The organism is Oricola sp. (genome assembly GCF_965230365.1).
Classification (GTDB): Bacteria; Pseudomonadota; Alphaproteobacteria; order Rhizobiales; family Rhizobiaceae; genus Oricola.
Genome location: NZ_OZ246003.1, coordinates 20,166 through 34,530, shown reverse-complemented (window position 1 = coordinate 34,530; position 14,365 = coordinate 20,166). Strand labels below are relative to the sequence as shown.

General features: G+C 63.3%; 17 protein-coding genes. 7 read left to right on the top strand and 10 right to left on the bottom strand.

Annotation, left to right across the window (positions count from 1 at the left end; genetic code table 11):
- The first annotated feature begins 26 nt into the window (after positions 1-26).
- Positions 27-755 (top strand): PhnD/SsuA/transferrin family substrate-binding protein, encoded by a 729-nt coding sequence (locus tag ACO06R_RS00190; RefSeq protein WP_421854427.1) that lies wholly within the window; start codon positions 27-29, stop codon positions 753-755.
- Here the strand turns inward: ACO06R_RS00190 and ACO06R_RS00185 are convergent.
- Positions 752-2,008, bottom strand: coding sequence for a DNA recombination protein RmuC (locus ACO06R_RS00185; protein ID WP_421854425.1), 1,257 nt, complete (start codon positions 2,006-2,008; stop codon positions 752-754). The two genes, ACO06R_RS00190 and ACO06R_RS00185, sit on opposite strands and share 4 nt — an antisense overlap.
- A 93-nt stretch (positions 2,009-2,101) precedes the next feature.
- Here ACO06R_RS00185 and def point away from each other — a divergent pair, with 93 nt between their 5' ends.
- Entirely contained in the window at positions 2,102-2,626 is a 525-nt protein-coding gene (gene def / locus ACO06R_RS00180) for a peptide deformylase (protein WP_421854422.1), read from the top strand.
- 55 nt (positions 2,627-2,681) lie between these two features.
- Here def and ACO06R_RS00175 read toward each other — a convergent pair whose 3' ends face one another.
- Positions 2,682-2,867, bottom strand: a complete 186-nt coding sequence (locus ACO06R_RS00175) for a hypothetical protein (RefSeq protein WP_421854420.1) — start codon at positions 2,865-2,867, stop codon at positions 2,682-2,684.
- A gap of 120 nt (positions 2,868-2,987) precedes the next feature.
- On the opposite strand from ACO06R_RS00175, the gene fmt reads away from it, so the two are divergent.
- Positions 2,988-3,923 (top strand): methionyl-tRNA formyltransferase, encoded by a 936-nt coding sequence (fmt, locus tag ACO06R_RS00170; RefSeq protein ID WP_421854418.1) that lies wholly within the window; start codon positions 2,988-2,990, stop codon positions 3,921-3,923.
- Between the two features lie 4 nt (positions 3,924-3,927).
- Here the strand turns inward: fmt and ACO06R_RS00165 are convergent, their stop codons facing one another.
- Positions 3,928-5,484: a glycosyltransferase family 39 protein gene (locus ACO06R_RS00165; protein WP_421854416.1), complete on the bottom strand. Its 1,557-nt coding sequence runs from the start codon at positions 5,482-5,484 to the stop codon at positions 3,928-3,930.
- 116 nt (positions 5,485-5,600) lie between these two features.
- On the opposite strand from ACO06R_RS00165, the gene truA reads away from it, so the two are divergent.
- Positions 5,601-6,401 carry a tRNA pseudouridine(38-40) synthase TruA gene (gene truA / locus ACO06R_RS00160; RefSeq protein WP_421854413.1) on the top strand — a complete coding sequence of 267 codons (801 nt, stop codon included), beginning with the start codon at positions 5,601-5,603 and terminating at the stop codon, positions 6,399-6,401.
- On the opposite strand, the gene ACO06R_RS00155 is transcribed toward truA, so the two are convergent.
- The 3 genes from ACO06R_RS00155 to ACO06R_RS00145 form a co-directional block, all read right to left on the bottom strand.
- Positions 6,352-6,954, bottom strand: a complete 603-nt coding sequence (locus tag ACO06R_RS00155; RefSeq protein WP_421854410.1) for a hypothetical protein — start codon at positions 6,952-6,954, stop codon at positions 6,352-6,354. The two genes, truA and ACO06R_RS00155, sit on opposite strands and share 50 nt — an antisense overlap.
- On the bottom strand, positions 6,951-8,135 hold the full coding sequence (gene dapE / locus ACO06R_RS00150) for a succinyl-diaminopimelate desuccinylase (protein ID WP_421854407.1): 1,185 nt from the start codon (positions 8,133-8,135) through the stop codon (positions 6,951-6,953). Before dapE ends, ACO06R_RS00155 begins: the two co-directional genes overlap by 4 nt.
- Positions 8,136-8,219: 84 nt before the next feature.
- Positions 8,220-8,927 (bottom strand): hypothetical protein, encoded by a 708-nt coding sequence (locus ACO06R_RS00145; protein WP_421854404.1) that lies wholly within the window; start codon positions 8,925-8,927, stop codon positions 8,220-8,222.
- A gap of 467 nt (positions 8,928-9,394) precedes the next feature.
- Between ACO06R_RS00145 and ACO06R_RS00140 the strand changes: the two genes are divergently transcribed.
- Both ACO06R_RS00140 and ACO06R_RS00135 read left to right on the top strand, forming a co-directional pair.
- Positions 9,395-9,712, top strand: coding sequence for a hypothetical protein (locus ACO06R_RS00140; protein ID WP_421854401.1), 318 nt, complete (start codon positions 9,395-9,397; stop codon positions 9,710-9,712).
- A 161-nt stretch (positions 9,713-9,873) separates the two neighbouring features.
- A complete protein-coding gene (locus ACO06R_RS00135) occupies positions 9,874-10,452 on the top strand; it encodes a transglutaminase-like cysteine peptidase (protein ID WP_421854398.1) in 579 nt (192 codons plus the stop codon).
- 9 nt (positions 10,453-10,461) lie between these two features.
- On the opposite strand, the gene ACO06R_RS00130 is transcribed toward ACO06R_RS00135, so the two are convergent.
- The gene (locus ACO06R_RS00130) at positions 10,462-10,845 is read right to left on the bottom strand and encodes a DUF805 domain-containing protein (RefSeq protein WP_421854395.1); all 384 of its coding nucleotides are present in this window, start codon (positions 10,843-10,845) and stop codon (positions 10,462-10,464) included.
- Positions 10,846-10,850: 5 nt separating this feature from the next.
- Entirely contained in the window at positions 10,851-11,705 is an 855-nt protein-coding gene (dapD, locus tag ACO06R_RS00125) for a 2,3,4,5-tetrahydropyridine-2,6-dicarboxylate N-succinyltransferase (RefSeq protein WP_421854392.1), read from the bottom strand.
- Positions 11,706-11,845: 140 nt separating this feature from the next.
- On the opposite strand from dapD, the gene ACO06R_RS00120 reads away from it, so the two are divergent.
- The gene (locus ACO06R_RS00120) at positions 11,846-12,688 is read left to right on the top strand and encodes an LOG family protein (RefSeq protein ID WP_421854389.1); all 843 of its coding nucleotides are present in this window, start codon (positions 11,846-11,848) and stop codon (positions 12,686-12,688) included.
- Here the strand turns inward: ACO06R_RS00120 and ACO06R_RS00115 are convergent.
- Positions 12,676-13,578: a DUF817 domain-containing protein gene (locus tag ACO06R_RS00115; protein WP_421854386.1), complete on the bottom strand. Its 903-nt coding sequence runs from the start codon at positions 13,576-13,578 to the stop codon at positions 12,676-12,678. The two genes, ACO06R_RS00120 and ACO06R_RS00115, sit on opposite strands and share 13 nt — an antisense overlap.
- On the bottom strand, positions 13,575-14,279 hold the full coding sequence (locus ACO06R_RS00110) for a pyrimidine 5'-nucleotidase (RefSeq protein ID WP_421859533.1): 705 nt from the start codon (positions 14,277-14,279) through the stop codon (positions 13,575-13,577). Before ACO06R_RS00110 ends, ACO06R_RS00115 begins: the two co-directional genes overlap by 4 nt.
- Positions 14,280-14,365: the final 86 nt, after the last annotated feature.

Sequence of the window (14,365 nt, the reverse complement as noted above, 5' to 3'; positions counted from 1 at the left end):
TTGGCGACAGCCCAGGCGGGTCGGTGATGAGCCAAGTCGCCGCACTTCCCATGTATGACTGGCCGGAGCGGCGCGCCGCGACCGACGCGCGCTGGCAACGCCTGCGCGACGCCTTGCGCACCGAAGGCTTCGATGCGCCGGACGTGCTTGAGCGCCCGGACGATCCATTCGCGGTCTGGACGTCGCCCGACCTCCTGATCGCCGAGACCTGCACATTTCCGCTGGCGACCAGCCTTGCCGGCCATGTGCGCTATCTCGCAACGCCCGTCCACCAAGCGCCGGGCTGCGGGCCGGGCACCTATCGAAGCGCCATCGTCCGCCGCGATGCGGCAGATATGGAACCGCCAGCCAATCCCGGCGCATGGTTCGAAACCGCCGCCATCGCTGGGCGCTTCGCCGCCAACATGCCGGAGTCGCTGTCCGGCCATGTCGCGCTCGCCCGTGACGCCGCTGCGGCAGGGTTGGCGCTGCCCGCTGACAACGATGTGCTTTGGACAGGGGCGCACCGCGCATCGATCCGCGCGGTTGCAAGCGGCGCGGCGGATTTCGCGGCGATCGATTGCGTCAGCTGGGCGCTGGCGCAGGCGCATGAGCCTGCTGCAGAGTCACTCGCGGTCGCCGGCTGGACAGCGGTCAGGCCGGGTTTGCCGCTGGTCGTGCCGTTGCGCTTCGGCGAAGAGGAAATCGCCCGCTTGCGCCGCGCCGTGCTGGCCGCCGAGGTGGCCGTCGTGCTGGACGCGCCGCTGGCGATCTAGCCCTGATCGCTGCCATCGCTGTCGCCATCGACCACCCGCAGTCGCAGCTGGCCGGTCGCGCTTTCTGCCGATTTGGCGGGCGTCTCGGGCACGGCCTTCGGTGTCGGCGGCGGCGCGGCGCCGCTCTCGGCCTCGAACTCCAGCGCCTCGATCTTTTGGCCGCGCCGGGTCACCTTGCCCGATGAAACCAGGATATCGTCGATGTCCTTCTGCGCCTGGCCGAAATGCGTCTGCAGCTTGCGCACGCGGTCGTCGAGCCGGCTGACATCTTCCATCAGGCGCAGCACCTCGCCCTGGATCAGATGCGCCTGTTCGCGCATGCGCGCGTCTTTCAACAGCGCCTGGACCACCTGGATCGACAGCATCAGGAGCGACGGCGAGACGATCACCACCCGCGCTTTGTGGGCGCGCTGGATGACCGCCTCGTGGTTTTCGTGGATGTCGGCGAAGATCGACTCCGACGGCACGAACATGAAGGCGGTGTCCTGCGTTTCTCCGGCGATCAGATACTTTTCCGAGATCGCCTTGATATGGATTTCCATATCGCGCCGGAACCGTTTCGCCGCCTCAGACGCTGCGTTCGCATCCGCCGCCTCGCGCAGCGCATTCCACGCCTCCAGCGGAAATTTCGCATCGATCACCAGCGACGGCAAATCGTTCGGCATGCGGATCACGCAATCCGGCCGGTTGCCGTTCGAAAGCGTCGCCTGGAAGGTGTAGCGGTCGCCGGGCAGACCATCGGCAACGATCGTTTCCATCCGGGCCTGGCCGAATGCGCCGCGCGTCTGCTTGTTGGAAAGGATCGACTGCAGCTCGACGACCTGGCCGGCCAGTTGCTTGATGTTGTTTTGCGCCGTGTCGATCACGGCCAGCCGCTCCTGCAACCGCGCCAGGTTCTCATGCGTCGATTTCTGCTGCTCGTTCATGGACTGGCCGATCCGGCTGGTCATCGAATCGATCTTCTGCTGGATGGTCTGGTTCAGTTCCGACTGGCGCGCGCCGAAGATCTCGGCCATCGACGCCATGCGGCCCTGGATCTCCGACTGCGCCTTGAGCACCTCGGCGATCCGCGCTTCGCTCTCATCGGCTTTCCGCTTCAGGTCCTCGCTCTCTTGCCGGTGCAGCCCGGCGCGCCTTTGGCCCGCGATGAAGAGGACAACGAGCGCGACAACGGCGAGAGCCGCCAGCGCGTAGCCGGTCGTGACCGCGAAATCGCCGGCGACAAACAGGACGTGCGAGAAATCGATGTTCATTGTTTGATCTTATTCGATTCGCGCCGCGATGTCAGAGGGTGAGCAGTGGCTAGGCGATTGACGCGTGCCGCCGCAGCGCTTACGTGAGCGGCCATGACGATCAAGCCTCTCATATTGCTGCCCGATCCGGTCCTTCGCCAGCGTTCCAAGCCGGTCGAGCGGGTCGACGATGCGTTGCGTGGGTTCGCCGACGACATGCTCGAAACGATGTATGATGCGCCGGGCATCGGGCTGGCGGCGATCCAGGTCGGCGAGCCGCTGCGCATGCTGGTCATCGATGTTTCCAAGGAGGAAGAGGAGAAGAAGCCGCAGGTCTTCATCAATCCGAGGATCGTCAAGAACAGCGACGAAAGGTCGGTTTACGAGGAGGGCTGCCTGTCCATTCCCGACTACTACGCGGAAGTGGAGAGACCGTCATCGATCACGGTCGAGTATCTCGACCGCGATGGCAGCGAACAGACGCTTCAAGCCGACGGCCTGGCTGCAACCTGCCTGCAGCACGAGATCGATCACCTCGACGGCGTGCTGTTCATCGACCACATCTCCAAGCTGAAGCGCGACATGGTGATCAAGAAGTTCACCAAGCTTGCCAAGCAGCGTGCCGCCGTTCGGCTCTAAAGTCGAGCCGGACTGCTTGGCGTTCGATCCGGAATGAAGTTGTCGTTGCCGCCGGTTATCGACCGAACACGCTGAGCGCGCCGGCGGCGCATGAAAGCGCCACATAGGAGATGAAGGTGAACGCACCGAGTTTCAGGCGGCGTCTTGCGATCCGCGGTGCCGGCTGTGACGGCGTTTCGGGATATGCTGTCCGCGGATCGATCACCGCAATCGCCCGACGACCGAAAAAGCGCTGCCCCATGCCCAAAACTCCGATAGTTAACAAAAAGTTACGGCGGAATAGACAACCAGTCGTTAAGCTTCTGTTTACGCTGGCGCTCTCATTTGATTCAAATTCTGAGAACTGGAAGGAAACGGCGCGATGCGCTTGATTTTCATGGGAACTCCCGAGTTTTCGGTGCCCACCCTCGTCGCCTTGCACGATCGGGGACACGAAATCGCCGCCGTCTACAGCCAGCCGCCGCGTCCCGCAGGCCGGCGTGGTCTCGCGCTCACCCCGTCGCCTGTCCATCGCATGGCCGAGGAAATCGGCATTCCCGTCCGCACACCGCAAAGCCTGAAGCAGGAAGCAGAGCAGCAGGCCTTCGCCGCGCTCGCCGCCGATGCCGCGGTGGTCGTCGCCTACGGCCTCCTGCTGCCCGAACCGATCCTCAACGGAACGCGGTACGGTTGCTACAACGGCCATGCCTCGCTGTTGCCGCGCTGGCGAGGTGCCGCGCCGATCAACCGCGCCATCATGGCCGGCGACACCGAGACCGGCATGATGGTCATGCGCATGGATGCCGGCCTCGACACCGGCGATGTCGCACTTGAGGAAAGGGTGCCGATCGGCCCTGACCAGACAGCCGGCGAACTGCATGACGAACTGGCGCGGTCCTGCGCCGGCCTGATGGTCACGGCGATGGCCGAACTGGAGAGTGGCACGCTGTCGCTCACGCCGCAGTCGGCCGAAGGCGTCGTCTACGCCGCCAAGATATCGAAGGACGAGACCCGGATCGACTGGGCGCTTTCGGCCGCCGAGGTGCACAACCGGATACGCGGGCTATCGCCGTTTCCGGGCGCGTGGTGCGAGATGCGGTTCGGCGAGAAATGGGAACGCGTCAAACTTCTGCGCAGCCGTGTCGCATCTGTGGATGGGAATGACGGTGAACCGGGCGCGCTCTCCGCGGATGACGGCCGGATCGAGATCGCCTGCGGATCGGGCGCGGTCACGCTGGAACGGCTGCAACGCGCCGGCGGCAAGCCGCTGGCCGCCGACACGTTTCTGCGCGGCGCGCCGGTTTCCGGCGTGCGCTAGCCAACTACTCGGCGTAGATGCCGGCTTCAGGACGGTCGGCGAGATAGATGTCGATGCGGTCGATCGCTGTTCCGTGTCTGTCCCTGCGTTGGATGCTTTGCTGGAACGTACCGCTCAAGAACGGCGGTTTGCCGAATTCGGCAAACGCCGGGCGGGATCGTCGCGCGCGCACGGCGATCAGCGCTGGCCAGCGAACCTCCGACACCTCCGGAAGCGCCATGTAGCCGTAGCGATGCCGCTGATATGCCGGCAGAACGGTCAGCCCGTGATTGCCGAACCGGTTGTAGACCGACAGCCATCCGGTCATCCCGTAGTCGGGCGCAAAGACCGTGTCCGCCGCGTGCTTGCGGGCGATTGCGCTTATCTCGACCATCGCATCGTCCCAGCCATGCATTTCCCGCGACGGGTCGCGCACCGGCAGGTTGAAGAGGCCGAGCGCGGCATGCGCATAGACGATCAGGACGATAGCCAGTCCAAGCGGAGTGACCGACAAGCGAACAAACCGCATGAACGCGGCGAGGCTTCCGTTGACCGGTTGCCAATTGCCGGCCGCCCAGGCGCCGAGAATCGCGACCTGACCGTAGAGCGGCAACGGCCAGTTGCCTTGAACCCGCGCATGCGTGGCGTGATAGAGAAAATAGGCGATCGCCGGCAGCGCGGTCACGACCAGCAGGCCGGTTCCCGGGTTGGGTTGCCCACCACGGCGCTTGAAGAACAATACGCACCCGATGACCGCAAACAGGAACAGGCCGGGCCAGAGCAGCGCGATCTGCGAGCCGACAAACTCCGGAAGGAACTTCAGCTTGGCCAGGTCGATGTCGAAGTTTCGCGCACTGCGTCCAAGCTGGAAGGCCAGCGAGGACATCCCGTTCTGGCTGTTCCACCACAAGACCGGAGAGAATAGGCCCACCGCCAGCGCTCCGCCTGCGTAGAGCTGCCACGAGCGCAGCCATCGCCGGTTTTGCCGGTACCAGACGATCCACAGCACAATGCCTGCGCCAAGAAACGCACCGGTGTATTTCGACGCCAGACCGAGCCCGGCGAAGATGCCGAAGGCGAGCCACCAATAAGCCTTGCCGCTGCGCAAAAGCTCGGCAGCGGTCCATATCGCCAATGTCCAGAACAACATGGACGGCGCGTCCGGTGTGATGACCAGCATCCCCACTGCTGCGCCCAGCGTCACATTGAACCACAGCACCGCAAGCGCGGCGGTCCGCTGGTCGCTATAAAGCAGGTTGGCGCTTCGAAAGATCGCCAGCGAACAGACCGGCGTGGCGAGGATCGCGACAAGCCGCGACGCCAGTTCGGTTTCGCCGAGCACGACCTGACCCGCCTTGATGAACCAGGCGACCGCCGGCGGATGATCGAAGTAGCCGGCCTGCAGCGGGTGCAGCGCCCAGAGCGTGTAATAGGCTTCGTCGCGAACCAGGCCGGTCGCGCCGCCGACCACGAGCTTGATCGCCGTCAGGCCGATAACGAAAGCCACAAGCCCGACCAGCTCAGGCGCGGCGAGCCGTCCGCTATCGGGGTGTCTGGAGGGCGGGAACGCGGTTTCGGTCATGGTCGAGCCGGGTCATTGACCAATATCGAACCGCCGTCAACGCGAAATCGGGTTTGCTGGACAGGCAGGAGCGCGAAGACTAGAAGCCGGTTTTCATCAAAACACCGGACGCCGAAATGCCGCGTTACCGCCTCACCGTCGAATATGACGGAACGCCCTACAAGGGCTTCCAGCGCCAGAAGAATGGTTACACCGTGCAGGAGGCCATCGAGCGCGCGATCTTCAAATTCAGCGGCGAGCAGATCACGCTCCACGTGGCGGGACGCACCGACACGGGCGTGCATGCGCTTGCCCAGATGTGCCACGCCGACCTCACTCGCGACTGGGACCCGTTTCGCGTCATGGAGGCGGTCAATGCCCACCTTGTCATGGCCGACGAGTGTGTCGCGGTGGTCGATGCGGAGAAGATGACCGACGAATTCCACGCCCGTTTCTCGGCGGTTGGGCGGCATTACCTCTACCGCATCGTCAACCGGCACGCACCGGTGCCGCTGGAGCGCCATCGCGCCTGGTGGGTCAAGAAGCCGCTTGATGTGGATGCCATGCGCGAGGCCGCAAGGGTGTTGATCGGAACGCATGATTTCACCACCTTCCGGGCGGCGCAATGCCAGTCGAAGTCGCCCGTCAAGACGCTCGATGCGATCTTGTTTTCGCGTGTCGGCGAGATCATCGAGACCCGCGTTTCGGCGCGCAGCTTCCTGCACAATCAGGTTCGGTCCATCGTCGGCACGCTCAAGCTTGTCGGCGAGGGGCGCTGGACGGCCAATGATGTCCGCACCGTTCTCGAGGCACGCGATCACCAGCGTTGCGGCGCATTGGCGCCGCCGCATGGCCTTTACCTTGCCAAGGTGGATTACGACTGCCCGCTCACACCTCTGGCAACAGCCCCATCACGGCCATCGCCTGAAGCTCGATAAAGATCAGGGCAACCCACTCGGCAAAGACGAACATGAACGCGATGCCGCCGGTTGTCGCCAGCGCGGCGATGGTGACGCGCAACGAAGCCATGAACGCGACGGCAATGGCAATCAGCGCCAGCAGCATGGTGACCGGGCTCTGTTCGCCGCCGCGCTCCAGCACGAGTTGGGCAAGCGACACGATGACGAACAGATAGGCAAGCGCCGCGCCGAGCCAGTTGCGCGCGATGATGAAGTGCGAAAACCGGTGACGGAAGCCGAGCGGCGGCAGGATCACCGCGAGCACGATCACCGGCAGGATCCAAAGCGCGATTTCCAGGGTGGCCAGCCTGGTGACGATCGACATGGTGGGATCGAGCGAGCCTTCGGCCTGGATCTGCCTGGCATAGACCACCCATGCAAACAGCATCGCCGGAAAGGCGGCGACAATCGCCTCGAACGAGCGCCAGAAACCGTCAGCGGATACATCCATGTCGGCGAGCGCTCTGGCGTCGCCGCGCACAATGCGCAGGGCGCAGCCGATATGGTGAAAGGCATAGTCGAAGAAGTTCATGCCTTGCCCGCGAACCAGTCCGTTATCGCCTGCTCGTAGATGCGTGTCAGCGTTTCGATGTCGGAGAGCGCGGCGCGTTCGTCGACCATGTGCATCGTCTTGCCGACAAGCCCGAATTCGACGACCGGGCAGTAGTCCTTGATGAAGCGCGCGTCAGATGTGCCGCCCGAGGTCGACAGCGCCGGGGTGCGGCCGGTCACCGCCTCGACAGCGCCGGCCATGACATCGACCAGGGCCGGCTCGCGTGTCAGAAACACCGGGCTCGGCCGGTCCCTCCATGCGACTTCGAACCGCGCCGGTCCGTCCTTGTCCGCCCGCAGCCGGCCGTTTGTCGCCGCGGTCTCGGCCCGGCGCAGGATTTCGGCGCGCAGGGTTTCCGGGGTCCAGCGGTCGTTGAAGCGGACATTGAACGCCAGGCTGCATTTTGCCGGAATGACATTGGCGGCCGGATTGCCGGTGTCGAACGAGGTGATCTCCAGATTGCTCGGCTGGAAATCCGCCGTGCCTTCGTCCAGCGGCGCGAGCAGGGCGTCGGCGATGTCGAGCAGGCCGGGGATCGGATTGTCGGCCAGGTGCGGGTAGGCGACATGGCCCTGCACGCCGGTAACGGTGACGGTGCCCGACAGCGAGCCGCGCCGGCCGATCTTGATCATGTCGCCCATCTCGTTCGGATTGGTCGGCTCGCCCAGAATGCATGCATCCCAGCGCTCGCCGCGCGCTGCTGCCCACTCCAGCAGCTTCGACGTTCCGTTGATGGCCGGGCCTTCCTCGTCGCCGGTGATCAGCAGCGACACCGATCCCGCCGGTTTTCCATGCCGTTCGACATGGCGCGCCAGCGCGGCGACAAAACAGGCGATCCCGCCCTTCATGTCGACAGTGCCGCGCCCGTAAATCACGCCGTCCGCGATTTCGCCCTCGAATGGCGCATGCGTCCAACTGGCCTCGTCGCCGGGCGGGACGACATCGGTGTGGCCCGCAAACATCAGGTGCGGACCGCTATCGCCAAGCCGCCCATAAAGGTTCTCGATATCGGGCGTGCCGTCTTCGCTGAATGTCATGCGGTGCGTCGCAAACCCGAGCTCTTTGAGCTGGGCTTCAAGTGCGCCCAGTGCGCCGGCGTCAGCGGGAGTAACCGACGGGCACCGTACGAGGGCCTGCAGGTTGGCGATGGGATCTGTCACGCGCGAGGTCATGCGACTGCTCTAGCCATGCGGCCCGGGAGCGTCAACGCGCTCTGCCTGCAGGGTTGCTGGAATTTTGACGCGTCAGCTCGCCCGGCCGATCCCGGCGTCGATCAGCATGATCTTCTGCCAGATCTTGCGCGACAGGTTGGTCCCCAGATTTTCGATGTCGTTGACGGCATCGACCACCACTTCGTCGTTGAGCGACTGGGCGTAGAGCGCGGCGAGCTTGCCTGTGATGGACAGCAGCTCCGAGCAATAGTCGAGATAGCGGGTCAGTTCCGGCCCGTCGAGCTTGCGCAGCGGCGAACTCTTCGTCGGGATGAACCCCTTGCGCAGCGACGCCGGATCCTTGGTCAACTGATGCATGTCGATGATGTGGATGATCGAACGCAGCGCATGCAGCCCGTCCAGCGCCCGCTTGCGCTTGAACCGCTCCTCTAGCGAAACGAGCGTATAGAGGCCGACACCGGCAAACACGGCGGTGTTCAGGAAGGCCTCCAGGCCTTGCACGAAATCGAAAGCACCGGTCGAGATGCGCTCGAAGGAGACGATCGTGCCGACAAGGCCGAAAATGGCGGCGGCTGCCGCGATTGCGGCAAGGATGAGCGCGCGCAGCCAGACGATCGGCTTGGTCAGCGCGTCGGCTTGAACGCCGGTGTCGGCCGACAGCGCGACGATTTCGTGTGCGACATTGCGCAGGCTGGAATCCGGAAAGCGCTCCGAGATGCGCGTTTCCAGGCGCGCCGCGGTCTTGCCGATCTTGTCCTTGTCGAGCGTCCGATAGGGCATGATCTTCACAGTCTAGGCGAAAAGCGCTGAACAATCGGTTTCCGCAGGGCGCAGAGACTGGTTGGCCGATCACGAAACGGCCTCAAGCGTTCACGCAGGCGCGACCGGTCTTCAACTGAAAGCGAGCATATCGGCGATTTTTGAGAGCCGGGCTGCAGCTCTCACGCCGGGTTGATCGGCTGACGAAAGTCAAGCGTATGTAAAGATTGTATTTTTCGCTTCCTAGTCACTGGGATTGGTCGCGACAAGGGCACGTTGCGGTGATCTGGCTCACTTTGTTGTTGTTTGTTTGCGAGCACCCCCCGGCACCATCTTTTGGTCATCGGCGGCGCAACCCGGATACCCCCGCTGCCCGACCATACCGGCCTGGATTGCCGGAAAGAAAAAACCCGGAAACCGCGACGGCGCATCCGGCCAGACCGCAAGGGATAGACGGTCGGCGCCCCGCAAACGAATGGAGATTTGAAATGAAGACGCTCATCATTGCTACCGGCATCGCTCTTGCAACCACCGCTTCGGCATTTGCGCAGTCCAGCGCACTGGATCATTTCGAGCCGGAGCCGGTCAACCGCAGCGCCCTGATCGACTTCCAGGCGACGAAGTCTATTCGTGCCCCGGTTGTCACCGAGTTCCGTGATCGCCTCGGCGATGGCGCGCCGCAATACATCAATCGCAATGTGCGCCGTAATGCCGGCGTCGATTATGCGCCGACCTCTTCGATCAAACGCTCCGCCGATCGGATTTTTGTCCCCCGTCTGGGTGATGGAGCTCCCGTCTATCGCTGATGCGGGCATGAGCGAATGGAAAGGGGCGCATGCGGGTCATGCGCCCCTTTTTTGTTGGCTCCCGCAGGCAAGAGCGAAATTGTGATCGCCGCGGGCGGCCGCTCGGGTTGCCATCGCCGGATTGATGTATTTCTCTTTCGACGATTAACGGGAGGCGCGTGATGAAATCGTTTCTGCTGGTTTCGGTGTTGATGGCGTCGAGCGCGTTTCCGCTCAACGCCGGTGCGACGACTTGGCTCAAGACGGGCGGCGCCACGTCCAAGCCCTATGGCCATGTGGCCTATTGCCGGGGCCGGGCATCGGACTGCAGGGCCCATGGCGGCTCCGGCAGGCTCGCGCCCAACCGCATGTCTGTCCTGCAAGCCGTCAATTCCAGCGTGAACCGTTCCATCAAGCCCGTTTCCGATCTGCAACTCCACGGCAAGCGCGAGGTCTGGAGTTTTCCGGCCAGCGCCGGTGATTGCGAGGAGTATGCGCTGTCCAAACGCGCAGCCTTGTTGCGGCGTGGCTACCGGCCGGGTGACTTGTTGATCGCGGTCGGCAACAAGCGCGGCGAGCGGCATGCTGTGCTCGTGGTTCGCACGAGCGAAGGCGATTTCGTGCTCGACAACATGGAAGACAGCGTTCTGCCGGTCAGGAAAGCCGGCATGCGGTTTTCCAAGATCCAGTCGCCGGTTGATGCCGGCAACTGGGTGCGCGTGACCGGCAAGACCAGAAATCCGGCTGCGATCTTCAAATAGGCGGTTCGCTCAATCGTCGCGCGGGAAAGGCGGCGGACCGTGCTGATTGGTTTCCTTGCTCGGCGGCATCACCGCCAGAAACAGAAATGCAAACAGCGAGATCGCCGGTATCAGCAGGCAGATCGCCAGCGGACCGGGCAGCCCGATATCGTGCAGTCGCTTGACCGCCATCGCCAGGCTCGCCCACGCCGACAGCAGCAGCACGACCAGCATCGCCAGGCCCCACAGGGCGCTTGTCGATGTGCCCTCGGTGGCGATGATCTGCGTCAGGACAACCGCCTGGACCAGAATCATGAAGAGCGCGGCCAACAGGTAGCTCTTGCGGCCGATCCGGCCGCGAAAGCCGAACAGCACCCATTGGACGGTGGGCGTATGGTCGGGGCCGCTGTTCATGGCTGTCAGTCCCTCAGCAACTCGTTGATACCTGTTTTCGAACGCGTCTGCGCATCCACCGTCTTGACGATCACCGCGCAATAGAGGCTCGGTCCGAAATTCTGGCCGGGCAGGTTTTTCGACGGCATCGAGCCGGCAACGACGACGGAGTAGGGCGGCACTTCGCCGATATGGATCTCGCCGGTCTGGCGGTCGACGATCTTGGTCGACTTGCCGATGAACACGCCCATGCCGAGCACCGAGCCCTGCCGCACGATGCAGCCCTCGACCACTTCGGAGCGCGCGCCGATGAAGCAGTCGTCCTCGATGATCGTCGGGCCGGCCTGCATCGGCTCCAGCACGCCGCCGATGCCGACGCCGCCGGACAGGTGGACATTCTTGCCGATCTGCGCGCAGGAACCGACGGTCGCCCAGGTGTCGACCATGGTACCTTCGTCGACATAGGCGCCCAGATTGACGAAGGACGGCATCAGCACCGCGCCCTTGCCGATATAGGCCGAGCGGCGGACGATGCAGTTTGGCACGGCGCGGAAGCCCGCCGCCCCGAAGTCCTGCGCGCCCCAACCCTCGAATTTCGACGGCACCTTGTCCCACCAGGTCGCGCCGCCGGGGCCGCCGTCGACAATGTCCATCGGGTTCAGCCGGAACGACAGCAGCACAGCCTTCTTCAGCCACTGGTTGACGATCCAGTTGCCGTCATCCTGCCGCTCGGCGACACGGGCCGCACCGCTGTCCAGCAGCTCCAGCGCCGCATCGACGGCGTCGCGGATCTCGCCTTTCGTGTCGGTCGAGATGCTGTCGCGGTTGTCGAAGGCGGTTTCGACGATCGACTCGAGTTTCGCGATATCGTGAGCGGACATGTGGTGTTTCCTTAGGAATGGATCGGCTATGGAGGCGGTTCCGGCGGCCCGGTATTCGCGCAGGATCACTAAGCGATGGCGGGCGCCATGGTCAATGCACGAGCGGCATCAAGGATGGCCGCTGCAAACGGGGAGTGAGCATGAGCGCCAAGCGAGAAGGAGAAGTCTGGGATCCGATGATCCCCTCCGACCAGGACATCAGCCGCGCCAGGGCTGTGCCGGATACGCCGCAAACCCGCTCGCCGGCCTATCGGCTGGCCTATGACGATGCGGATTTCCTGTGCCGCGACGATTTGCGCCCGGTCCGTTTGCAACTCGAACTTCTGAAACCGGAAAAGGTGCTGCAGGAGCGGTCCATCAATTCGACGGTGGTGCTGTTCGGCGGGGCCCGCATTCCAGAGCCCGGCGGTGCGGCCTGGGCGGCGAAAAACGAGACCCAGCGCCGCAATCTCGAAGCGAATGCCCGCTACTACGAGGAGGCGAGGGCTTTTGCGCGCCTGTGCTCGCAATACGCCGCGACCACCTATTACCGCGACTTCATTGTCGTGACCGGTGGCGGACCAGGCGTGATGGAAGCCGGCAACCGGGGCGCCACCGATGTCGGCGCGCCGTCGATCGGATTGAACATCGTCTTGCCGCACGAACAGGCGCCGAATGGCTATGTAACACCGGAGCTGTGCCTCAACTTCCACTACTTCGCCATTCGCAAGATGCACTTTCTGATGCGCGCGCGTGTCGTCGCCGTGTTTCCCGGCGGCTTCGGGACAATGGACGAGTTGTTCGAAGCGCTCACGCTGATCCAGACCGGCCGCATGCAACGCATCCCGATCCTGCTGTTCGGCAAGGAGTTCTGGTCGTCGGCCTTCAATCTGGACTACCTGGCCGAGCAGGGCACCATCTCGCCCGGCGACGTCGAACTGTTCGATTTTGTCGACAGCGCCGACGAGGCATGGAAGCGGGTCGAAGCGTTCTACGAACTGTGATCGGGCGGCCGCGCAGGCGGTGCGTCGTCGGCGGGCTTTTCCTCGGGCATCGGCTGCGGGCGGTTGACCAGCGTGACGAGCACGAAAGAAACGATCATCAGCAGGTACCACGAGCCGATCTTTGCCAGCGACACCGGCGTCCAGCCGCCTTGTTGCGCGGGATAGAGCCAGGCGTGCGACCAGGTGGCGATGTTTTCGGCAAACCAGATGAACAGCGTCACCAGGAACCAGCCCAAAAGCAGCGGCATGCGATGGCGAAAGCGGAACACGCGGTAGTGGACCCAGGTCCGGGCGAACAGCAGTCCGGTCACCGCAAAAATCGCATAACGCAGGTCGACGATGTAATGGTGCGAGAAGAAGTTGATGTAGACCGCGGTCGCGATCGCCACCGTCATCCAGAAGGGCGGGTAGGCTGTGAAGCGAAAATCGAAAATCCGACTGACGCGCGCGAGATAGGAGCCGACAGCAGCATACATGAAGCCTGAGAACAGCGGCACGCCGCCGATTCGGAAGAAGGCCTCTTCAGGGTAGACCCATGAACCGGCGGCCGTCTTGAACACCTCCATGACGGTGCCGACCAGATGGAACAGAAAAATCGCCTTCGCTTCGTCCAGCGTTTCCAGCCGGAACGCCAGCATGGCCACCTGCACCGCCAGTGCGCACAAAAACACGAAGTCATAGCGCGCAAGCCACGCATCGTCCGGCCACACCATCCGGGTCGACAGGATCAGCAGCAGCATGATGCCGCCGAACAGGCACGCCCAGGCCTGTTTCAGGCCGAAGACGATAAACTCGACAAAAGCGCCCGAAAGGCCCGATGCGGGCATCCGGTCGAGCACGGCATGCGCCGCATGGTCGATGCGCTCTTCGAGCGACGTGAATTGCGTCAAACGCCGAATTCTCTGACTACGCCATCGAGGAAACCGGCAAGATCATCGGTGACGAAATCGACGTGACTGTGGTCGTCGCCCTTTTCCCAGATTTCGCTGAATGTCGGCTCGAAATTGTTCGGCACGATGAGCACCGTCATCATGCCGAGTTCCTTCGGCACCGACAGGTTGCGTGCCAGGTCCTCGAACATCACGGCGCGTTCGCAATCGACACGGTGCAGTTCGAGGAACTTGTCATAGGTCTCGGCGGCCGGCTTCGGCACCAGGTCGGCGGCGACCACATCGAAAATCTCGTCGAAGTGATCGAGAATGCCAAGCTGTTGGGCGGTCCGCTCCGCATGGCCGCGATCGCCATTGGTGAAGATGAACTTGCGACCCGGCAGCACCCGGATCGCGTCGCCCAGCGCCGGGTTCGGGGCGATCCAACTGTAGTCGATGTCGTGCACCTTCTCCAGAAAGTCGTCAGGATCGACCTGGTAGTTGTCGATCAGTCCCTTCAGCGTGGTGCCGTAGCGCAGGTAGAAGTCCTTCTGCACCTTGCGCGCGTCTTCCGGCGGCAGCTGCAACAGTTCCGAGACATAGGCCGTCATCTTCACATCGATCTGTGAAAACAGATTGCTGTGATGCGGGTAAAGGGTGTTGTCGAGATCGAACACCCAATCCGTGATTTGCCTGAAATTCGAGAGATCGCCGTTCTTCATATCGGGCCTATGGCAGGAAACGGGGCGCACGGAAAGACCTTTCGGCTTTGACCTGGCGTCGAAAGCGGCCTTGCCTCCGTGTTCCA